21 protein-coding genes are annotated in these 22,176 nt (G+C 43.6%); 13 read left to right on the top strand and 8 right to left on the bottom strand.

What is annotated here, in order from left to right:
- Positions 1-4 precede the first annotated feature (4 nt).
- The 4 genes from HMPREF9625_RS05760 (at position 5) to HMPREF9625_RS05775 (ending at position 4,394) form a co-directional block, all read left to right on the top strand.
- Complete coding sequence (locus HMPREF9625_RS05760; RefSeq protein WP_009534855.1) at positions 5-1,315, top strand: ABC transporter substrate-binding protein; 1,311 nt, start codon at positions 5-7, stop codon at positions 1,313-1,315.
- Positions 1,316-1,463: 148 nt separating this feature from the next.
- Complete coding sequence (locus tag HMPREF9625_RS05765; RefSeq protein ID WP_009534854.1) at positions 1,464-2,369, top strand: carbohydrate ABC transporter permease; 906 nt, start codon at positions 1,464-1,466, stop codon at positions 2,367-2,369.
- Positions 2,370-2,384: 15 nt separating this feature from the next.
- Positions 2,385-3,212, top strand: coding sequence for a carbohydrate ABC transporter permease (locus HMPREF9625_RS05770; protein ID WP_009534853.1), 828 nt, complete (start codon positions 2,385-2,387; stop codon positions 3,210-3,212).
- A gap of 99 nt (positions 3,213-3,311) precedes the next feature.
- On the top strand, positions 3,312-4,394 hold the full coding sequence (locus HMPREF9625_RS05775) for a DUF4349 domain-containing protein (RefSeq protein ID WP_009534852.1): 1,083 nt from the start codon (positions 3,312-3,314) through the stop codon (positions 4,392-4,394).
- Between the two features lie 134 nt (positions 4,395-4,528).
- Here HMPREF9625_RS05775 and csrA read toward each other — a convergent pair whose 3' ends face one another.
- The 4 genes from csrA to HMPREF9625_RS05795 all read right to left on the bottom strand — a co-directional run bounded on the left by csrA (position 4,529) and on the right by HMPREF9625_RS05795 (position 7,315).
- Positions 4,529-4,777, bottom strand: a complete 249-nt coding sequence (gene csrA / locus HMPREF9625_RS05780) for a carbon storage regulator CsrA (protein ID WP_009534851.1) — start codon at positions 4,775-4,777, stop codon at positions 4,529-4,531.
- Between the two features lie 47 nt (positions 4,778-4,824).
- Positions 4,825-5,286 carry a flagellar assembly protein FliW gene (gene fliW, locus HMPREF9625_RS05785; protein WP_009534850.1) on the bottom strand — a complete coding sequence of 154 codons (462 nt, stop codon included), beginning with the start codon at positions 5,284-5,286 and terminating at the stop codon, positions 4,825-4,827.
- A gap of 35 nt (positions 5,287-5,321) precedes the next feature.
- On the bottom strand, positions 5,322-5,888 hold the full coding sequence (locus tag HMPREF9625_RS05790) for a hypothetical protein (protein ID WP_009534849.1): 567 nt from the start codon (positions 5,886-5,888) through the stop codon (positions 5,322-5,324).
- A gap of 197 nt (positions 5,889-6,085) precedes the next feature.
- Complete coding sequence (locus tag HMPREF9625_RS05795) at positions 6,086-7,315, bottom strand: flagellin family protein (protein WP_009534848.1); 1,230 nt, start codon at positions 7,313-7,315, stop codon at positions 6,086-6,088.
- A gap of 305 nt (positions 7,316-7,620) precedes the next feature.
- Here HMPREF9625_RS05795 and HMPREF9625_RS05800 point away from each other — a divergent pair, with 305 nt between their 5' ends.
- Entirely contained in the window at positions 7,621-8,625 is a 1,005-nt protein-coding gene (locus HMPREF9625_RS05800) for an asparaginase (RefSeq protein ID WP_009534847.1), read from the top strand.
- 34 nt (positions 8,626-8,659) lie between these two features.
- Here the strand turns inward: HMPREF9625_RS05800 and HMPREF9625_RS05805 are convergent, their stop codons facing one another.
- From HMPREF9625_RS05805 to HMPREF9625_RS05820, 4 genes are all read right to left on the bottom strand, one after another.
- The gene (locus HMPREF9625_RS05805; RefSeq protein WP_009534846.1) at positions 8,660-10,033 is read right to left on the bottom strand and encodes a DUF1576 domain-containing protein; all 1,374 of its coding nucleotides are present in this window, start codon (positions 10,031-10,033) and stop codon (positions 8,660-8,662) included.
- A gap of 245 nt (positions 10,034-10,278) precedes the next feature.
- Complete coding sequence (locus HMPREF9625_RS05810) at positions 10,279-12,108, bottom strand: flagellar hook-associated protein FlgK (RefSeq protein ID WP_009534845.1); 1,830 nt, start codon at positions 12,106-12,108, stop codon at positions 10,279-10,281.
- A gap of 40 nt (positions 12,109-12,148) precedes the next feature.
- Complete coding sequence (locus HMPREF9625_RS05815) at positions 12,149-12,586, bottom strand: hypothetical protein (protein WP_009534844.1); 438 nt, start codon at positions 12,584-12,586, stop codon at positions 12,149-12,151.
- A gap of 22 nt (positions 12,587-12,608) precedes the next feature.
- Entirely contained in the window at positions 12,609-12,920 is a 312-nt protein-coding gene (locus tag HMPREF9625_RS05820; RefSeq protein WP_009534843.1) for a flagellar biosynthesis anti-sigma factor FlgM, read from the bottom strand.
- 273 nt (positions 12,921-13,193) lie between these two features.
- Between HMPREF9625_RS05820 and HMPREF9625_RS05825 the strand changes: the two genes are divergently transcribed.
- The 8 genes from HMPREF9625_RS05825 to HMPREF9625_RS05860 all read left to right on the top strand — a co-directional run bounded on the left by HMPREF9625_RS05825 (position 13,194) and on the right by HMPREF9625_RS05860 (position 22,166).
- Positions 13,194-14,600, top strand: coding sequence for a hypothetical protein (locus HMPREF9625_RS05825; RefSeq protein ID WP_009534842.1), 1,407 nt, complete (start codon positions 13,194-13,196; stop codon positions 14,598-14,600).
- 70 nt (positions 14,601-14,670) lie between these two features.
- The gene (locus HMPREF9625_RS05830) at positions 14,671-15,078 is read left to right on the top strand and encodes an EscU/YscU/HrcU family type III secretion system export apparatus switch protein (protein ID WP_009534841.1); all 408 of its coding nucleotides are present in this window, start codon (positions 14,671-14,673) and stop codon (positions 15,076-15,078) included.
- Between the two features lie 39 nt (positions 15,079-15,117).
- Positions 15,118-16,512 (top strand): N-acetylmuramoyl-L-alanine amidase family protein, encoded by a 1,395-nt coding sequence (locus tag HMPREF9625_RS05835; protein WP_009534840.1) that lies wholly within the window; start codon positions 15,118-15,120, stop codon positions 16,510-16,512.
- Between the two features lie 159 nt (positions 16,513-16,671).
- On the top strand, positions 16,672-17,976 hold the full coding sequence (locus tag HMPREF9625_RS05840; RefSeq protein WP_009534839.1) for an N-acetylmuramoyl-L-alanine amidase family protein: 1,305 nt from the start codon (positions 16,672-16,674) through the stop codon (positions 17,974-17,976).
- A gap of 301 nt (positions 17,977-18,277) precedes the next feature.
- Positions 18,278-19,186, top strand: a complete 909-nt coding sequence (locus tag HMPREF9625_RS11530) for a lytic transglycosylase domain-containing protein (protein WP_009534838.1) — start codon at positions 18,278-18,280, stop codon at positions 19,184-19,186.
- A 56-nt stretch (positions 19,187-19,242) separates the two neighbouring features.
- Entirely contained in the window at positions 19,243-19,884 is a 642-nt protein-coding gene (locus tag HMPREF9625_RS05850; protein ID WP_009534837.1) for a PilZ domain-containing protein, read from the top strand.
- A 57-nt stretch (positions 19,885-19,941) separates the two neighbouring features.
- Entirely contained in the window at positions 19,942-20,157 is a 216-nt protein-coding gene (locus tag HMPREF9625_RS05855) for a glycosyltransferase (RefSeq protein ID WP_009534836.1), read from the top strand.
- A 35-nt stretch (positions 20,158-20,192) separates the two neighbouring features.
- A complete protein-coding gene (locus HMPREF9625_RS05860) occupies positions 20,193-22,166 on the top strand; it encodes a LicD family protein (protein WP_009534835.1) in 1,974 nt (657 codons plus the stop codon).
- Positions 22,167-22,176 lie beyond the last annotated feature (10 nt).

Genomic DNA, 22,176 nt, shown 5'->3' on the forward strand with positions numbered 1-22,176 from the left:
AATTATGAAAAAAAGAACAAAAGCATTGCTCGCTTGGGCGGCAGTACTCACCATGGGAGTGAGTGTATTGGCTTCTTGCGGAAACAAGACAGCGTCCGGAGATTCTGCGCCTGCAGGGGAGAATAAGGCTGAAGGAAAGACCGCCTTATCTCTTGCCATCTGGGATGAGAAGCAGAGACCGATGATGGAGTCGTTAGTAGAAGCTTACGAAAAGGAACATCCGGATGTAACGGTAGAAGTACAGTTAACTCCCTATAAGGGCGGAGAGTATTGGACCAAGTTGGAAGCGGCTGCGACAGGCGGAAAGGCACCGGATGTATTCTGGCTAAATGTTCTCCATACAGACAGCTATGTAGACGGCGGTATCCTTGCGGATCTTACGGATGCTATTGCCAAGTCCGATATTAAGGACAATTTCCCGGAATCGCTTGTAAACAACTATGTAAGAGACGGAAAGAACTATGCAGTTCCAAAGGATTTTGATACCAATGCACTTTGGTACAATAAGGAAATCTTCGATAAGGCAGGCGTAAGCTATCCGACAAATGATATGACGTATGAAGATTTGGTGGCAAAGGCGGAGGAACTCAAGAAAGCGGGACTTCCTGACGGTGTATATCCTTTCGCGTGTCCTGTAGACTTCCAGACTTGGTACTATCAGACGGTTTTTGCAAATGGCGGTTGGATTCTCAGTGAAGACAAGAAGACTTCCGGATACGATGATCCGAAGACACAGGGCGGTATTCAGTGTTGGATTGATATGATTGACAAGGGACTTTCTCCCTCTTCCGCAGCTCTTTCCGAGACTTCTTCAGACGCTATGTTTGAGGGCGGACAGCTGGCTATGAACTTTGCAGGGTCCTATATGGTTCCGGAATATGCAGGAAACGATACCATTAAGGATAAGATTGACTGCGTTGAACTTCCAAGCTTTAACGGCATTGAGACAAACTGCATCAACGGTTTAGGCTATGCGGTGTATGAAGGAAGCAAAAACAAGGAAGCCGCTACTGACCTCGCTATTTGGCTTAGCAGCAAGGAAGCTATGGATATTCAGGGCAATGCTGGAGTAGTTATTTCTGCAAGAAATGAATCTCAGGAGCTATTTGCCAAGTCCAGTGACAAGTATGATCTTTCCGTTTATACTGCTCATACCGATAAGGCTTATCCGCTTCCGGTATGTAAGAATGCAGCTGAGCTTTATGACATGGAGTCCAAGGCTTTACAGAAGGCATATAGCGGAGAAGAGAGTCTTGCTGATGCTTGTAAGGCATTGAAGGTGGAAGCGGACGCTTTCCTTGCAAAGAATCAATAAGATAAACGGGATATCGCAACTTTAGGGACGATACTTGTTAAGAATCAGACTATCCCGGGAGAATTACGCTTCCGGGATAGTTTCTTCTTATACTGAAGCTCTTGCAGAATACGGCAAGGCTTTCAGCCTTAAGATAGAAGGAGTAAGTATGAAGACAGAAGAGAAAAAGACAGGGATGTCCTGGAAGGTAAAGGACTGGATTGCAGGCTATGTTTTTATTGCGCCGGTCACACTCGGTCTTTTGGTTTTTTACATCTGGCCCTTTGTCCAGAACTTTTGGTTCAGCTTTAATGATGTAAATAAGTTCAATGTGACGCATTTTATCGGATTCGAGAATTACAGACAGCTTTTTTCCGATAAGGAAGTATTTCAAACCTTTGGAAATACGCTGAAATATGTCGTAGTAACCGTACCGGTGGGCTTGTTTCTTTCTCTTGTGACTGCAGCTTTACTAAACTCGAAAATAAAGGGAAAGTCTCTTTATCGTACCTTCTATTTCCTTCCGTCCGTAACGATGGCTGCAGCGGTTGCCATGGTATGGAAATGGGTCTTCAATGAGAAAATGGGGATTTTAAATGCGCTGATTACTTCTTTTGGCGGCCCGCGTATCGGCTGGCTTACAAATCCCAAAACGGCTATTTTTGTTGTCATGTTGGTCGGTCTTTGGATGAGCGTAGGCTACAATATGATTATTCTCCTTGCCGGAATGCAAGGCATTAACAAAAGCTATTATGAAGCGGCCGAGATTGACGGAGCGGGACCGCTGACTCGGTTTTTTAAGATTACCGTGCCGCTCCTCACCCCGACCATTTTCTTTGTCATGATTACCTCCATTATCAGCGGCTTTCAGGTCTTTGATGTGGTCTATATGATGGTTTTGAAATCGAATCCCGCCTATGAATCGACGCAGACGGTAGTCATGCTTTTCTATAGACAGGCCTTTGATTACGGTTATAAGGGATATGCCGCGGCCATTTCCATTTTGATTTTCGCGGTCATTATGCTGGTGACACTTGTGCAGTTCTCCGTGCAGAAGAAATGGGTAAATTATTAGAAAGGAGGAAGAAGTATGAAGCAGAAATTATCTTGGAAAAAACTCTTTGTGCATCTAATCCTTATTGCCGGACTTGGTGTTACCATCTTCCCCTTTCTTTGGATGGTTTTGACTTCTTTCAAGACAAGTGGAGAAGCAATGGCAATTCCACCAACCATTTTCCCGAAGAAATTCATTACGGAAGCCTATACGCAGATAGTGCGTTCGCTTCCCTTTGTACGGATTTATCTGAATACGATTTTTTCTACCGTGGTGACAGTCCTTGCCCAGCTTCTCTTTTGTTCTATGGCGGGATATGCCTTTGCCAGAATAAAATTTCCCTTCAGAAATGTCATTTTTATCCTGCTTCTTTCCGTACTCATGGTTCCGGGGCAGATTTTCCTGATTCCGCAGTATCTGATTATCCAGAAAATGGGGCTTTTGGATACGATTCCGGCACTTTTTATCCCGAATCTTTTCAGCGCCTTCGGTACCTTTTTGATGCGGCAGTTTTTTCTCTCGCTTCCGGAAGAATTGGAGGAGGCGGCCATTATTGATGGCTGTAGTCGCTATCAGATTTTTGGAAGAATCATGTTGCCGCTTGTGAAGCCCGGCCTTGTGACTTTAAGTATTTTTACCTTTAAGTTTGCCTGGAATGACTTTATGTGGCCTCTTATTGTGAACACCTCTCCGAAAAATATGATTTTAGGACCGGCTCTTTCCACTTTGCAGGGACAGTATACGACACAGTACCCTATGCAGATGGCAGGGGCGGTTATGGCAGTTATTCCCGTGATTCTCGTCTTCTTCATTTTCCAGAAGCAGTTTATTGAAGGGGTAGCACAGTCCGGAATTAAAGGATAAGAATTTTTTGAAAATGTTGAAAAGCGTAACCGGCTAACTTATTTTCTTGTCTTATAGAGTAGAATCATCGTTCGTGTAATTTTTTTTGGGAGGAAAATTATGAAAAGAAAGATTCGATACGGGAAAGTGCAAGTGGGAGCGGCAGTGTTGCTTTCTTCCTTACTCTTAAGTTCCTGTTCCGGCGCAAAGCAGACTGCTTACAATGATTCTGCAGCAAATTCCGTATATAAAGAAGAAGCGGAACTTAGCGGAGTGGGAGGAGAGCAGTCGGGACTGGCTAAATCATCCGGAGCAGAGGCGGAAAACGGTGAAAGGGGAACTTCTTCCGATTATGCAGAGGGAAACTTACAAAATGAGATTCCTACGAATGCTGTCGAGGAGACAGAGACCAATACCGATATGGCGGCTCTTTCCGAAAAGAAGATTCGGACCGTAAATATAAGTCTTGCCGTTAAAAGTGTGGAAAATGCCGCCAAAGAATTGAAGGACAAAGTTAAGACGCAGGGTGGCTATATTGAGTCGGAAGACTTTTCGACCCTCAATGAGTGGGATGATACAAAAAGAATGAGCTTTACCATTCGGATTCCGAAGAACAATGTGGACGGCTTTTTGGAATTTTTAGATGGCGAGGGGAGAATCCTTTCCAAGTCGGAAAACTTGCAGGATATTCGTCTGCAATACAGAGATGCAAAGAACCACATCAAGGCCTTGGAGACGGAGCAGGAACGAATCCTGGCTCTTATGGAGAAGGCGGAGACGGTAGAACAGTTAATTGCTCTGGAAAGCAGACTAACGGATATTCGTTACCAGTTGGACTCCTACAATTCGGAAATTCTCGAGTATGACAATAAGGTGGATTTCAGTACGATTTATCTGGAATTACAAGGCACGGTGGATGATCAGCTAAACAGCAAGCCAAGCTACAGCTTTTCGGATAAAGTAAGAGATGGTTTTTATAGAAATATTTTAGCTATCCAACTTTTCTTCTTGAACATTGCCGTATTTGCCGTGGTGTATATTCCGCAGATTATTCTTGTTCTTCTGGTCATTATGGCACTGCTTCTTTTAAATAAGAAGTTAAATGCGAAGGCAAAGAAGCAGAAAGAGAAGGATGCCAAAGCTTTGAAGACGGAGGATTCTGTAAAGACGGAAGCGTCGGAAGAGTCGAAAGATCCAATCTAGACAAAAGAGGATATGAAAAAGAACTAAAAAGAGCTGAAAAATAAGTCACCACGAAAAGACCGATAAATCCGGCAAGCACCGGTTTATCGGTCTATTCTAAATTTTCTTTTGGGACTTTTTTTACAGCCCCTTTATTATTCTGCTTTTCCAACGGCAAGGCTCTGTAGAAGTCCGTTTTGCAATTCAAAAATCGCACTCTGATCCTTTGCTACAGCAGAGCGATTCGTTTCCTCTGCATGAGAGAGCTCCTCCCGCAGGATAGAAATATGCTTTGGGGCATCAATAGCGATGCGAACCCCGTCTGCAGCAGTTTCAATCACTGTAAGGCGGATGTTATCTCCTATTAAGATGCTTTCGTTCTTTTTTCTTCTAAGGATCAACATGGTTTTCCTTCACCTCTTTCTTCCACATCCCTGTGGAATCTTATCCTCTATACTGCAGCTTTTTCTGCTTGTAAGTGAGTAAAGCTGCCAAGTTTGTGCTTGTAGTCATAGCCACTGGATTCCAGTATGACCTGCATCCCCTTATGATTCTCCGGATTGATTACCAAAGGACACTTCAGATTTACGGTATTGCTTAAGTAATCGTCTTGTAAAATGCAAGTTACATAGTAGCTTAACTCCTCTGCGGTCTTTACACCAAGGTAGCTTAATTCTTCCTCGGTGAGGGAAGGAGTGTAATCAGGATCTAAAGCAAAAGGATTGATGACTACGAAGGCAACATTCGGATCCTCCACACCATGCAGGAGAAGAACGGTAGAGTCTTCTTCTTCGTTTAAACAGAGCGGAAGATAGTGCTGCACCTGACTGAAGCCGAAAAGCCCGTCAGAAAAGTGGAACAAATCCTTCTCCTCATAATCGATAACGCCATAGTCCTTGGTTTGTAATTGCATATTTTCCTCCATTGAATAATAATGATAAGTCTACACTAGCTTACAATATCCATATTTTCCCCTTCTAAAGGTCTTTTGGGAAAGTAAACAAAATCTCCAGTGTACTCGAACTTTATTTCCGGCATCTGGGTCACGATGACCATTTCCATCGCAGGGAGATAAACAATCTCTCCCTGATGAACCCTCATCTCAAAGGCTCCCCGGTCCTGTAGATAGCCGGCACTTTTTTCATTTCGTAAAGCCTGAACCGTAGCTAAGGCTTCCATGCTCGTTGCAGCAGCGCTTTGCGTAGTATCTGTGGTGTGGAGATTCGGGGTAGAAGCCGTCTGCCTTGTAAGGGATAAAGCATTCGGATTTATCTCCATTCTGCGCATCCTGTGTACCAAAGCTCCGTAATTGACTTGACCGGAACTTCGATAGCAAAGGTTTACTGCACGCCGGTACCCGATATCGTGTGTTCCGGCAATTTGAGCTTCCATTGCACCCATTCGAAGCGCTCTCCCTCGTGCTTCGTCGAGTAAATCAGAGGGGACCAGCCTTCCGCCTATCGAGAGGTGGATGGCCCTAAAGTCGGTGGTACTTATTTTAATGACTTGTCCCATACACGCCTCCCTCTTAAAAGTCCGGCTTAGTAACAGATGAACAGTAGAAAAATAAAGTCATTTGTTTATTACGGACTTCGGAGAATAAAAACAGCTTTTGGCTATTTCCATCCATAAAGAGAAGAACTCTTAACTTACAAGAGCGTCTTACTCCGTGTCGTGATGGTCAGGTAATTTTGAGAGATGACCAAATCATTTTATCTACCTACAAAGTCAAACAAGGATGCTTGCATGATATGCGCTCCTACCTTCATGGCTGCATTGTAACTGTATTGATAGGAATACATCTTTACTGCAGCATCATACTGGTCGATGGCCAGTTTAGCACTGTATTCATTCTGTAAGCTGTCCATGGTAAGATCGAGTCCCTTTTGCGTGGATTCCAAAGTGGCATACTTGATGCCCAGTACGCGGTAGGTATCGCTTACTCTGGATTCCGCATCATCATCTTGAAGGATGAAGTCGGATAGATCTTTATGGAAACGCTCTTTCGCGGTAGATACACCGGTATTGGTTTTTAGTGCATCAACATATTGGTGTGAAGTAAGGATGGCTTTGGAAAGTAAGGCGATAGGAGAATTCATCAGAGAATCCTCTTCCTGGATAACCGCTCCTCCATTGCTTGCTCCCTTGATACGATTGATGGCATCCGTATCACTGAGAGATTTCAAGGCATCGGAACTAAGGCCGGTAATCATATTCAGCCCACCGGTATAAGTATCGATCAGCGTACTGCGGTCCCGGAGAGAACCGTAACCGGTGCTCATCTTGCCCTGCTCTCGCATAGCGGATAGAATAAACTTTAAAGTATCCGCTTCGCCCATGGGAGTTCCGTTTCCGTCTTTTCCGGAGAAATCATTTTTGTAGTGTGCTCCATCAAAGCTGTACCGGATATTCATCTCGGTAGTCTGCGGGTCTCCCGGAAACTTATGCTTATAGGTTAAAGTAATGCTTGGGGGAGTACCGTCTAAATCCTCTTTTAAGGAGAAGGGTACGGTAGTCATATCGTTTCCGCCATATACATAGAAGTTATCATACTGGGAGTTTAAGGTATTCACCATGGAATGTAATCTTTGAATAAACTCCGACTCAAAGACACCTACGGTTCCGGGTATATTGTTATTTGGCTCATTTTTTAAGCGAATAACATTGGTATTCACTTCTCGCATACCGTCTTGAATGCTTAAAGCTCCTTTTTCCTGTTGAATCAAACGGTTTTTCACATCATCGATTACAGATTTCTTGGCCTCCGCATCATTATGCTGATTTTCAATTCTCTTTCCGGCGTAATAGGCAATCGGGTCTTCCTCGGCTTTCTCAAAGCGACGCCCGCTTCCTACTTGCTCCATGGCTCTGTTCAGCTTACTATGGAGGTCATTCACATGTTGTGCATAATCCTGATAATAGGTTCTTGCTGTTACTCTCATTTTATTTACTCCTCTATATCTACGAAGTCCATCCTTTCTCTACACTTGACTCCGTATAGCCGCTGTTCCTTTCTATCTGGCATCGCTTAGCAATAAAAGAGACAATGCCTCTTTTTCTGTCAAAATATATATCGTTCGAGTTTTTCAAAACTATAAGTAATTTCGGAAAGAACTCTGATGAAAATAGAGTGAAATAGAAAAAAGGAGAGAAATTTAGATATTTTTTCTTTTGAAAAAACATGCTACTATACTGCGTGTGGTAAAGAGACAGCTTTAATTCTTGGAAAGGGAATGAAGATAAAGAGATGAAGAAAATATTGTTAATCGGAACAGGAGGAACCATTGCCTCCAAAGAAACGGGAGACGGATTAAGCCCCGGACTTGCCGCCGAGGAAATTGTGAATTATGTACCGGAGGTAAAAGACCTCTGTGAGATAGAAGTTTTCCAGCTTTGTAATATTGACTCGACAAATATGAATCCAAGGATTTGGACGGCTTTGGCACAGGCGATAAAAGAAAACTATGACCGCTATGACGGCTTTGTAGTGCTTCACGGCACGGATACTATGGCCTACAGCTCCGCGGCGCTTAGCTATATGATTCAACATTCCAGAAAGCCGATTGTCGTAACCGGATCACAGCAGCCCATAGAAAAAGAGGGTACGGATGCAAGAGTGAATTTACGGGACAGTATTCTCTATGCGATGGATGAGTATTCGGAAAATGTAGTGCTTGTTTTTGACGGAAATGTCATTGCAGGCACGAGAGCGAAGAAGATGCAGGCTCGTTCCTTCAATGCCTTTCAAAGCGTAAATTTTCCCGTTCTTGCGAGAGTGCAGGACGGGAGAATCATTCGCTATCTTCCCTATATTCCGGAGAGGGAGCCGGTTCGCTTTTTCCCGGAAATCAGTGATTCGGTCTGTGTGTTTAAGCTGATTCCCGGAACAAGACCGGAGCTTTTGTCTTATTTGTTTGAAAACTATGATTGCATCGTGATAGAAAGCTTCGGAGTAGGAGGAATTCCCGATGCTCTAATGGACACCGTATACCGAGAAATGAAGAAGTGGAAAGAGGCCGGAAAGGTTCTTGTCATGGCGACCCAGGTTATGAACGAAGGCTCCAATATGGAGATTTACCGCGTCGGACAAAAGGTAAAAAAGGACTTCCAGCTGATTGAAGCCTACGATATGACACTGGAAGCGGTTGTGACGAAGCTTATGGTGCTGCTTAAGCAGTACAAAAACTCTTACGAAGACTTGCAAAGGGCATTTTATAAAGAGGTGAATCACGACATCCTTTGCGCTGTATAGGAATCTCGAAAAGAGGGGTGTAAAAGCTGTAGTTTTACTTGCTTTCATTTGTTCCTGTTCCGCCTTCCTTTTTATACAGTGCGGAAGGTTTCATACGGCTACGCACGGACTGGATAATCGGAACAAGGAAGATGGCCACGATTCCACCGGCAAAGCCGTTGTTGTAGAGGTTTGTTCCATTGTAGACCGCGCCGACATTTAGAGCAACGGAAGAGTGAAGAAAGCCTGCCACCATTCCCCAGAGTATCCCGAACTCTCCCGTAATCGGTGCGAGAGTGGTGGATAGAATCAGGGTCAGCGTAGAACTCGGATCGTTCAAGTCCCAGATTTTTAAGTAACTTGCAATAATGACTCCGATCAGCACCGGAAGAATATTTCGGATGTGTTTTCCGAGGGCACTGAAGCCGACCACACAGAAGATGGAGCCGATGGTCGGACCGTTAAAGTCTCCTCCAGTATAGTAGAGGAGGAGCGTCATCAGAAGACCGTTTACACCCATATTGAATATGGTAGGATAGTCTCCGTATTTTTTTAAGAAGTCCGGACCGCCCACTCCGCTTTCTTTCAGCATTTCGAAGTAGGAAGAAAGGGTTTCCCCCCTCCCGATGACAAGAGAAAGAAGAATAAGCGTTAAGAAAAGTGCAAGAAGACTGTGAAATCCGAAGAGTCTGTGTCCGGTATCCCAGAGCAGTCGGGACTCAATTTTGGCGCCGAAGGATTTCATAAGGGAGGTCACGATGGTGGCGATGATTCCGCAGGAAAAACCGACATTATAGAGAGAATATCCCATATGAGCGTGTTTGGTATGAAGAGAAATCGGAACCAAAACATAGCCGATGATAAGCCCCACTGAAACCGCAAGGAGCAGCTGCCAATGAAAAGGCAGAGTCTTGGTCAGCATGATTTGCGTGATAATGGGAGAGAGAGTGGTGCCGTAAAAACCGATATAGAGATACTTTTTTATCGGTACTTGGTGTACTTTTGCGTATAATACATAACCCATTAAGATAGACCAGATATTCAGAAGGTTTTTTCCGAAGAGAGAAAAACCGAACATAAGACAAGCTGCTACGATACAGCTCCCGTCAAAGTCGGACTTGGTAAAGCAGAGAATCCCGAGTGAAATGATGGCAAGGCAGCCGGCGTTGAAAAAAGCGGCACCGACGCCTCCGACAACAAAGTAGTCGGAAATCAGAATGTCGGGCTCTCTGATAATATTTTCAACACCCTTAAGAACCTCTCCCGGTGCCTGCTGAGTAAGACTGATCAGCATAAAATAGAGAGGGACACAGCACATCAAAAGATAGCGTTCCCAGTTCGGGAGTGTATGATGCAGTTTTTCAATATTTTTTTTCACCTTTTCGTGAACCTTTTCCTGCACGGATTTATGAAAAAGCTGGAGTTTCATGCGTTACCTCTTCTTATCCTTAATGAGTATCACTCATATAGTATGTGAATTTTAAAAAGCTAAGCTTAAAAAGCTTACGTATCTCTTTCGGATTAATTATAAGAACAAAAAAATACTACAGTAGAGGATAAGAAAAAGCAAGACATAAAAAGTAAGAGAGTAAGAGAGTAAAAGAGGAGTCTCCGGTGAAGAAGACTCCTCTTTTAGGGGGATTGGATATATATCAAAATTTGAAAGAACGCTTGTTATCTTCCGATTGCCAGCAAGGTTTCCAAGGTATCATTTAAGGTAGTCATAAGTCTTGCGGCTGCATTGTAAGAGGACTGGAAGGTCATCATATTTGCCGCTTCTTCATCAAGACTGACTCCGGAAAGCTGGTCTCTGGAGGTATTCAGACCGTCTAAGACGGTCTTATTGATGGTATGCGCATTGTTGTTGGCATAGGAATCGGTAGCCAAAGTAGTGGATACATTGTTCATATAGTCCCCATAACTGGTTTTGGTATTGTTCATTTTCATCATGGGGCTAATCAACTGCTCAAGCATCTCCAAAACCGTATCGGTTGTATCCCCCTGATTGGTTAAGGTGGGACCGTTTCGGAAACCGTGGGTTCCTACATGCGTGGTTCCGTTTACCCAGCCTTTGGAGATTCCGATATTTGCTGCAGTCACATCATCCGGAATATTTCCTCCGGTCGGACCGGCTGTTTTATCTCTATTAATCAGTAAAACATGGTTCGGGTTTGTCGGATTCGGTGTTACAGTACCGTTATAGTCTGTATTTCCCTTCTTATTAACTGCATTCATATTTTTGGTAAAGGTTTCTGCAAGGAGATCCAACTTACCCATATAGAAGTCATAGCTGTAGGAAGTCATCTCGTTGCTTGCCTTTAAATCAGCTAAGTTGATTACGCCTCCTGCATGAGAGAGCTGACGAATATCACAGGAAGAAAGCATATCCAAGTTAGCCTGTACACTGCCTGAAGCAAAGCGAACCTTCGAGGTATCCGTAGTAAAGCTGTCCGGTGTACCGACCCTCTTTTTGAAACCGGTAAACTTCAGCTGTGTATTTAAAGGATTGTCCTCCGAGTACGGTTGTGCGGGTAAGGCGGGGGTCGCAAGCTCCACTTTTCCTACATTGTAATGTCTTCCCGTAGCATCCTTTAAATCCGCATCAATAGAACCGTTTACCAAGGTGATTTTCTTTATTTCCGTGTTGCCGCCCGTGCTGTCCCGGTAAACAAGATTGACACGGATATCCTCCGGCCAATCGGAGCGTCCTGTGACATTTCCCGCGGAATCATAGTTGTAAATACGATAGCGGGTCGTCGGCGGGGTGGCCGAGGTATACTCCTCGGAAAAAGTTTCCACCTCAATGGGAATATACTTGGAAAGCTCATCCAAACGCTTATTTCTCTCATCCATTAATTCCAGTGAAGGATGTTTCATAAGCTGGTTCTTTTTGATTCTTCGGTTTAAGTCTCCGATTTCTTGTACTAAAGTATTTATTTTTTGAATGGCACCGTTTTCGGAGGTTCCGGTTCCATCTATTTTACGAAATTCATTCTTTTCCGCCTGAATAATGCCCTCTGCGGCAGAATTTAAAAGCTGTGTCATAGCCTGGACTCTGCCCATGAATTCTCCTTCATAGACCGGGTCCTGTATCTTAGAGGGATCTTGCATGTTGAGAAGAGATTTTTGGATATCATCAAAGGAGGCGCGGAGACCGTTTATCTTTGTTTCATCTAAAAATCTGGACAACGCTTTTAAAGACTCTCCGAGTTCCTGAGAATAGGATGCCCTTCCATTTTGGGCACGATATTGCTTATCCAGGAATTGATCACGAAGTTGTCGCATTCCGTCCATTGCAACACCGTATCCCACATTCGTTTCGTTCGAGTTGGTATAAAACGAAGTCGGATTTTTATAGTTGATGGACGATGTTTTCATATCCTGCCGTGTATAGCCTTCGGTGTTCATATTCGCAAGGTTATGTCCGACTACATCCAGTTTTTTCTGATTCATCCGCATTGCGGACAATGCCGTATCGAAGCCGGCAAAAGTCGCTCTTATCATAACTCCTCCTTGAAAAAGAGAAGCATCCTAAAAAGAATGCTTATACCCTTCTATCCCTAAATTTTTTCGCTTCGGTCTTTCCCTCGAGCTTTTGGGAAAGATCGATTAAACGTACCTGCATGATTCTATCGGCAGTTTCTTTCGACTGTATAAAGCGATGCAGATTCTTTTCCAGATTTTCGATGCTTTCCGCCCATTCTTCCTTCTCCTCATCCGGAGCTTTTTCCAAAATGGAAGGAAGAGAGGCGGGAACCAATCCCAGTTCTTTTTGTAATTTTTCCCGTTTCTTCTCTAAGCCCTTGAAACGGAGTAAAGTGGGCTGTGCCTCTGTCACCAATGCGTCAATTTTATCCTTTGCATTGTTTGAAGCGGATATACTTAGGGAATCTTCGAGGTCACAAAGAGAAGAGAGCAGAGCGGACAACTCCGTATAAACGGGGCGCAGCTCATCCCACTTTTTTTTACATTCAACAGTCATGATATTTTCTCCAATAAAAACTTTAGTCCTTATAGCCTAAGAGTTTTTCTGCAATGCGTCTTGCATTGGGGCGATAGGCACCGGATTGTACCTGTTGATGAAGCTCAGCCACTTTCTTGTCCGAGGCACCGACTCTGATGGAATCGGCAGTTGCCTTACTAAGGGCTGCTACAAAGCTTCTGTCATCGATTTTGTTTCCGCCGGAAAGAGATAAGGTATCCGTATCCGGTTTTTTGGCCTTTTCAACCTGCACAGCGGGTTTCTTGGCTAAGGACGCCTGACGAGTCTGATAATCTACGCGGGTGTTAAAATCAGGTCTGATTGAAAAATTCATTTTTCCTCCTATAAACGGCGTTTTTCTCCTCTATTCTCACCGTTTTCTTTTGCAATTATTCTAGGCAAAGCATCCGCCCACTCCCTCGGGAAAGATTCTTGCACAGGGGAAATAGATGGGGTATACTTCCTTTAAAAGAAAAATTTTCATAGGAAATACCCTTCTACCCCTACTATATCGGCGAGAAATTTGTCGATATAAGTAATGTACAGTTGAAATACGAGATTAAATTTCGTTTTTTTATTAGAACAATTTTACACTTTGGGAGGGAAAATGGCAAACATTTTACAAGTAACATCTGCCCCCGTGACTCCGGATCCGTCAGTGCAACATGGTCGTGTGGCTCCGGATATGTCTGTTAAAAATCCGGTAAATCCATCTGCGGTTAACCGGGCAGATGGGCAGGAGACAGGACAGACAGGAAGTTCCACGGGAGAAGGACGGTTTTCTGCGGTCGATTTCGAAGGAAATTACGCGGCCTTTTTGAGAGAGCTCACGGACAATGTGAACCTTCCGAAAGAGATGGAAACCGTACTTTTTGGGGAAGGCGCTGTGGCGCTAAGCCGAAATAAGGAAGAAATCAGTGAAGTTTTAAAAGAACTTTTTTCTTCGATGGAAATGGACAGTCCGGAAGAGTTAAAGGATTTTTTACAGAATCAACAGCAGGCACAGATTAAGTTTTCCGGGAATCTGTTTAACAATTTAAGGGGAATGTTACAAGGTAACATTTCTTCCTCTTTGCGTACCGCAATTTTGAACTTTGCAAAAAGCTATAACGACTACAGTTCGTCCGGGCATTTTTTAGCGCAACTGGAAACCATTGCGGGCGACATTGATAAACTCCTCTTACCTTCCTTTCAAGGGGAATTCGAGGATTTGATATCGCAGATGAATTTTAAAGGGGGCATGGGAGAGGATAAAGCGAATTCTTCCTTAATAAATGGTCAGATTATTCCTTTCTTATCCAACTATATTTCCCGTACCCATGATTACGGGGCTGTGCGTAATGCAGCAATTCTCTTTGTGCTTTATGCTGTAAAATACGAAAACGGATCGGAAGAACTTCTTGCAAAACAAAAAGAGGCACTATTGAATAATTCCGATTTTCGATTGCTTTTTAAGGGAGATCCGGAGGAAGCTTTCCAAGAGAGCTTAAAGAATCTGGAGATGAAAACAGGAAATAATTTTACAAAGCTCTTCAACCAATTTCTCCTTGCGGGAGCGGAGGGAAAGACGGGAACGGAAAATATTTCTCAGTTTCAAGATGTCTTAAGAGGGCTTTTACTGAATGAAAGTGTATATATGCCTTTGCAACATCTTGTTTTACCCTTCCGATACGGAGAGAAAGATGTGATGAGTGAGATGTGGGTGGATCAGGATGCGAAGGATATGAATGGAGGAAAGCTGACCAAGATGCTTTTAAAATTCAATATCCAGAACTTGGGAAGTTTTGAAATTATTTCCGGTATTACCGACATGAGAGTGGATATGAGCCTGTTTATGCCGGAAGATCTGATGGAGAAGCAGAAGGATGTGGAAGGAGTTGTAAACACGATTTTACGGCAAAACGGTCTTTCTGTTGCGAATCTGGGAATATATCAAAAAACAAGAGATTTTAAATTGCAGGAAGTCTTCCCGGGACTTAAAGATGCGGAGAAGGGACTAAACGTAAGAATTTAGACAGCTTTTTTCCCTTTTAAATAGAGAAAAGACTGCCGATAGAATAAGCAGTGCGTAGGAGAAGGAGACAATGGCGGATTTCAGTAAACTCATGGAGAGAAAAGCAGCGGCGCTGAAATATGACAGTGAGAAAAATGGTGCACCCATGATTGTTGCGGCAGGAATGGGGCATATGGCGGAAAAAATCACGGAAACTGCCATGAAAGCAGGTGTGCCGGTGTATGAGGATGACAGTTTGGCGTCCTTGCTTACCCAGATGAAGCTGGGGGCAGAAATTCCGGAAGAGCTTTTTCAGGCAATTGTAGAGATCTATATTTATTTTTTAGGCTTTACGGGAGATGCAGAAAAAGATAAGGAAGAACAAGAAAAAAGAAGAGAGGAAAGACGGATTAGAGAGCTCCAAAAGAACGAAGCAGGGCAGGAGGAACAGTCCGGACAAGAGAAAGAAACGAAGGTACGGGAAAGACTCTCTTCTTAAGGTTTGCCTAAGGACAGGCATAGAAGAGCGAGGTTTAAAATGAAGGAGCAGAGTATACGGAAGAGTTTTGTTCTCATAGTATGTCTTTTTTTTGTACTGTTTTTCCGGGAAAATGGTTTTGCGGCATCCTCTCCGATACGAAATATTCGGGTGAAAGTGCAATCCCGCCTGGAGCCCGGAGATAGTCCGGGAGATATCCGAATCGAGGGAGCGGAGGCAGAAGCGCATGAAGTTGTTGCCATGGCAAAAGGGAGTAACTTTACCATTACAAAGGCGGAATGGGGTAGCGGGAAAAAGTCCTATGTAACCGTAGGTGATGAGCTTAAGGTAGTGCTGGTGCTTACTCCCGTGGATGTTACAACGAACTTCTTTCAGGCCGCCTATCACTCCGGAACGTTCCATATAGAAGGCGGTTCTTACGTTTCCGCGAAACGAGAAGGAGATGATCTTCATCTTACTGTAAAACTGAAAGCGGTACAGGGAAGATACGATGCGCCTGTTTCCGTAGACTGGAATGCAAGAACACTCGGGCAGGTTTCCTGGACTCCCGGACAATCGGATTCACACAGCTACCAGGTTCAGCTTTTCCGAAACGGAAATCGTATTTTTGAGCTGGCAAGACTGAATGCAACACAATACAATTTTTACCCCTATATGACGAAGGCGGGAAATTATACGGTACGGGTAAAAACGATTCTGAAAAATGACAAAGAAAAAAATTATGCAGGAAGCAGTACATACAGCGAGTCTTCGGAGCTGGTAATTGACGATAGAGATGTATCGGATGGAAAAGGAAGAGTCGGAGACAAGGTTGTCAGCGGAACAGAAAAGAAGGTCGGTTGGGATAAGGATGGAAATGAGTATGTCTATCGCTTACCAAGCGGAGCACTTCTTACCGGCTGGGGACATATCGGCGGCTACTGGTATTATTTTCGACCGGACGGGAAAATGGCAAAAAGATGGGAGAATGTAAACGGAAAGTGGTATTTCTTCCATGAAAACGGAGACATGGCTGTCGGATGGATTAAAGACAATAACAACTGGTATTACCTTGTTCCGGATAACGAAGCCGTAAACGGACTGGTTTCCGGAGAGATGCTTGGGCAGGGTTGGCACATCATAAGCGGCAGATACTATTACATGGAAGAAAGCGGCAGAATGCATAAAGGCTGGCTACTTGATCAGGGGAGATGGTATTACTTAAATGAGCTGGAGAATTCGCTGGAAGGCGTCATGTTCAGCGGTTTTATGGTACGGAATGAGAAGACCTATTATTTGAACAGTAACGGAGCTATGGAAACGGGCTGGGTCTCCATAGACGGAAACTGGTATTATTTTCAGAAAGAAAGCGGGGAAATGCTTAGGAATACCTGGGTAGACGGTTTCCCCTTAAATGCGGACGGTATATTAGATGAAAACAGCTTTAGGCGATAGATGAAGAAGGAACCCTTCTTATCCGCTGAACTTGCTTATAGTTTTTTCCCTTTCGTCGATGTAAAGAAGAAGGAAACGAAAGAGATACGGCTCTTTTAGACAAGCTGAATGAGCCGTGCTAAAAGGCAAGGGACCTGCCGGATAATGAAGGAGAAGGATATGAAAAAGGGGAAGAAGAAGGCTTTAGGAACGTGGGAACTTCGGGTTTTGGAGTTTACGGAAAAGCTGATTCTGCTTCTCCTTTTAATTTGGCTGATTTTAATTCCTTTCAGTAACAATGCAAGGGCGGCAGAATCGACGGTCATTGAGACGATTAAAGTCAATTTTGCAAGTCGGTTTGGAGATCAGGAGGAAATCGTTCCCCCTGATGTTACTGTCTCTGACAACGATGTCGAGATTACGGATGTGCATTACCGAAAGGACTATGATTACTGGGTTCCGGGGCAGAAGGTAAGAGTGGAAATCCTTTTGCATGCAAAAGAGGGAAAGGTATTTTCCGCTGTGATTAACCGCTCCAAAGTAGGAGTCAGCGGTGCAAATTTCGTAGAAGCAAAGCTCATAAAAGGGAATAATCTGTTGGTCAAGGCGGATTATATCCCGATGATGGTTCTTGGTAATGTAAGCTATGCAGCTTGGAATGGTGCACACTCGATGGGAATCTGGGATAAAGTTCGTTTTGCTCCATCCTATACGGTAGCACTCTATGGAGATAATAAGCTGGTACAGGAATTTAAAGGGGTCAAAACCAGTTTTTTTGACTTCGGAAAATATATGAAGGACAAGAGGAAAACCTATTACTACGAAGTCAAGGCAGCACCTCTTACGGAAGAGCAGAAGAAATATTTAAAAGAAGGACAATATGTCATAGCCACAACAGATGAGGTGCCGGAGCCTGCAGGAAGCGGACCTGAGCTTGAACCGGAGCAAAGCATTGAAGACTATTTAAGCGAAGGAAATGGAGTAGAGCCCAATTCTTGGCGCTATGTGGGGAGACGCTGGTACTTTTTGGATGCATCCTGTCGAGTCAAGAAAGGCTGGCTGGAAAGAAGCGGAGAATGGTTTTTCTTAAATCCGAAGAGCGGTGCAATGGAGACCGGTCTCGTAGAGACAGGAAAAGATAAATTTGCTTACTTCCGGGATGACGGAGTGATGCTAAGCAATACTTGGGTGCATTACGGACCGGATGTGTGGTATCTCTTCGGGCAGGACGGATACATGATAAACGGTTGGTGGAAGAACAGCCGGGGAGATTGGTTTTACTTGAATCCCGAATTCAAAGGAAGGATGCATATCGGTTGGTTAAAATATAAAGAAGACTGGTACTACCTTGATAAAAACGGAGCCATGCTAAGAGGCTTCCAGAATATCAACGGAAAAACCTATTTCTTTGTCGAAGACGGGAAAATGCTTAGCAATACCGATGTGGAAGGAAGACATTTAGGCGCCGACGGAGCCGCAACATAGGACAGCGGCGTCGATTTCATGATTTTTTTGTTTGATTTTATTGATGAAAGCCTCTTGTCTCACCTAATGAAAAAGCGTTTGGAGACGCCGGCACTTGCAGAGAACGAGTGTGAGCGAAGTTCGATGCTTAGTGTCCGTTTCGTCGGAATCGAGCGAGAGCGTCTTTTGAATAGGTGGGACAAGAGGATGATCTGCAAACATTGAAAAAAATCATGAAATAGAAATATCCGCTTATCTTTGCGGCAAATTCTGTCGATACAATTGTAATTCGTTTGGAATACTAGGAGAAGGAGTTATTAAGATGGATTTATTTCCTTTACAAAGTGGACTACAGGGAGTGGTAAGGGGAGTGCAGAACAATCCGATACAGGGTCTGTCCCAAGCCGGGGACGCGCTGTCTTTTCGGAATGTCCTTTCCACTACGGTGAGAGAGGGAAGCCTGCAGGGAACGAATGCGTTTACCAAAGCGAGTGCTCTTCCGGGAAGGGCTGCACAATATGAGTCTATTTTCGACGAAGCGAGTCGAACCTATGGGGTATCGAAGTCGCTTCTTCTTGCCGTAGCAAAACAGGAATCCAATTTCAACCCCAATTCCGTTTCCCATGCGGGAGCACAGGGAATCATGCAGCTTATGCCCGGCACGGCAAAAACACTGGGGGTGAAGAATGCCTTTGATCCTTATGAAAATATCATGGGAGGAGCAAAGCTTCTTCGGGACAATATCAAGAGCTTCGGTTCTGTTCCGCTTGCCCTTGCCGCATACAATGCCGGTCCCGGGGCAGTGAAGAAGTATGGCGGAGTACCGCCTTATAAAGAGACACAGGACTATGTCAGAAAAATCATGGCTGACCTCGGAGACAATGCGTATCAGGCAAAAAGCCACTTTAATTATAAGGGAGATCAGGGAGGAAGCAGTTCAGCTTATTCCGAAAGCAACTTGGGACTCGGAGGAGGGAATGGAATTTTCGGAAACAATTCGCTCTTGTCGTTCTTGGGTTCCTCCGGAGGAAACTCTCTTCTTCTTTCCGGTGTGATGCAGTCTCTTCTTACGCAGAGTCTGCTACAGGGAAGACAAAGAGAAGCGGCAGCAGGGGATGGAGACAATTCTACCGTGACCTTGGACAGGCAGAGTTTTCAGAGCTTGGTATCGTTATTGCAGATTCAGATGATGATGCCGGCTCGAATAGGTGAAACGGGAGAACGGATATAAAGCAGAGGAAAAAGGAGAACTCCTCTTTTTGAAATTAAGAAAGGAAGGAGCAGATTATGGTTTTACGGGACTGTAAAAAGGGAATGGTGCACTGGCCGGAGGGAGATAGAAATATTCCCGTACTGGTCGAAAAAAATGATGAGGAAATCATTCTTTATTTTAAGGGATATAAGTTCGAAGACAGACGCTTTATTTCGGAGATTGACTTTTATGACCTGCAAAAGGGCATGATAGTGACACTCTCCGAAGTTCTTATGCGTAAAAATCCGGCCTTTCCGGAAAGCCCCTATCCATGGATCGGAGTTTGCGAGGTACAGGAGGTTCTCCGTATCGTGCAAAGACAGAACGACGTCCGTGTATCTGTTGCGATGGAGCTTCCCTTTGTAAAAGAGACAGAGCCGGATGCAGAAGATGGAGAAAGCGAGGAACTCCACTTCTTCGGCGTTATCCGAAACCTAAGTGCCGGCGGTATTTTTATGGAAAGTTCGGAACCTTTGAAAGAAGATGATATTGTACGCTTCCGCTATCGCTTCGATAAAGAAGACCGGGAATTAAAGCTTGTGGTAGTTTGGATGAAAGCTGCCGAAAACGGAAACTTCGGCTACGGGCTTCGTTTTCTCCGGATGAGCCTTGGGATGGAATCGGAAGTGCGGAATCATGTGTTCAAACTGATTTCCGAAAATGCGAAGAAGAAGTAGGGGAAGGATACCGCTATATCTGTAGTTCAAGTTTTAACTTTTGTGAGGGAGAACAAAGTGAAACTTTCTTTAACAATGATTATCAAAAATGAAAGCCGTTGCATAGAGCGTTGCCTAAAGGCAATTATACCTTATGTAGACATGGTAGTGCTCTGTGACACAGGTTCTACGGATGGAACCCTGGAAATTTGCAAGGCGTGGGAGGATAGGAAGTTCTTCCATGTTTTTTCTATTCCCTGGGAGAAGGATTTTTCAAAGGTGAGAAAACAATAAATTGTCCAACGAGATAAGGAAAATAAAGGAGTAAGATGGAATTTACAAGAGAGTTTTTCTATGATGAAGTACGAGATGGGTTTTATATTCCGGGGATAGTTAAAAGATTGTGGGGGGCCGGACTTACAATTTTATCTGAGATTGATAGGATTTGTAAAAAATATAATATTCCTTATTATGCAGATGGCGGAACACTTCTTGGAGCAGTGCGGGACGGTCAATTTATCCCTTGGGATGATGATATAGATATCATTATGAGAAGGGAAGATTTTAAGAGATTCAGCCTGTTTGCCAAGAAAGAACTGCCTGCAGAATTGGACTTGGAATCCTTGGAGTTAAACACAGAGTATTCCAACTTTACTGCACATCTAGGGAAAAAAAATACGGATTTTCGACCGGAATTACTTAGAAAATATCAAGAATATCCCTATCCGGAAACGATAGATATTTTTATCTTGGATGAACTTGCTCAGAACCCTGAAGATGAAGAGTTTAGAGAAAAAGTCTTAAAAATGTTAGGGGGAATTCTTAAATACGATGAAAAATATGGAAAAACGGAACAATTGCTGGAAGAGTTAGAAGAGATAGAAAACGTATTGAAAATCCGTTTTGATAGGGAGAAATCACTGAAAGAACAATTGTTCCGTGTTATGGATAGGGTATGTCAGGAGTTTAATGGTACTGGAAGTGACATGCTTGCGATAGTCCCTTGGATCGCCTATTTTGGCATATATAGTTATCCTCGATCTGCCTTTGAAAAAAGCAATAGGATTCCCTTTTGTAATACTGAAGTTCCGGCTCCGATAGGGTATGATACGGTACTTCGTGCTGAATATGGAGATTACCATAAAAAGGTAAAAGCCGGAGGCTTACATGCCTATTCTTATTTTAAGATTTGTGAAGATGAACTCAGAGAGAAACTCAAGGAAGGGTGGATTTTTACTTATCACTTTTCAGAAAAAGATTTGGAGCACCCCGTTGTAGAGAATTTCCGAAATCTCATCATAAGGACAGTAGAAGAGTTTACCGGTCTTCATAAGGAACTCTTTTATACTTATACAAAGAGAGATATTCCCGGCTGTCTTTCGGATATTTCTAATCTGCAGGAACAGGCCATTGTGTTGGGAAAGGCGATAGAACGGAAAAAAGGAGAACAAGTAGTTTCCATTTCCGTAATAGAGCAATACTGTGAAGCACTGTATGAGGCTTATATGGCATTGAGTGAACTATTGCCTATGGAAGATTTATCTATTTTATCCGCTACAGTACATAAGGAATTAAAGCAAAAATTGAAAAAACCGGGATATTACTTAAAGAAATTGCGCTCCGCTTTAGAAAAGGACTTCAAGAGACAGGTGGTGTTTCTTCCGCATAGTGCCAAGCATTTTGAAAGCCTTCGCCCTTTAGTGGATGCGCTTCTACAGGCGGGGGATACGGAATGTAAGATTATTCCGATTCCCTACTATGATCGGTATGGAGACGGAAGCTTGAAAGAGATGCACTATGAAGGGGATAACTTCCCCAAGGAATATGAAATCACAGATTATAGGCACTACAACTTTGCAACAGAGCTTCCGGATTGTATCGTAATCAATTCGCCATACGATCAGTTTAACCAGGTGTGGGCGGTGCATTCCGCTTTTTATAGTCGGGAAATGAAAAAATATACGAATAAGCTGGTGTATATTCCCTGGTTTGTAACCGACGAAATCAATCCGAAGGACGAAGAAGACGGAAAAGCCTTTCACAATATGAAATACTATGTGGAAGTGCCCGGTATTTTTCATTCCGATCTAAGTATAGTGCAATCAGAAGGGATGAAAAAAGCTTATCTTGCTAAAATAGCGGAGTTTGCGGGAAAAGATATCCGAAAAAAGATGAGTAAAAAGATATCCGGAGCAGGCTCTTGTCTTCTGGGTGAGAAAGAAGGGCAGGGAGTCAAGGAAGTAGTGGAGTGTTTTAGAAGATTTCTATTCGCATCGAATAAAAATATTGTGTCCAAAGCTTGAGATTTCTCTT

This window comes from Oribacterium parvum ACB1 (assembly GCF_000238055.2).
Taxonomy (GTDB): Bacteria; Bacillota; Clostridia; order Lachnospirales; family Lachnospiraceae; genus Oribacterium; species Oribacterium parvum.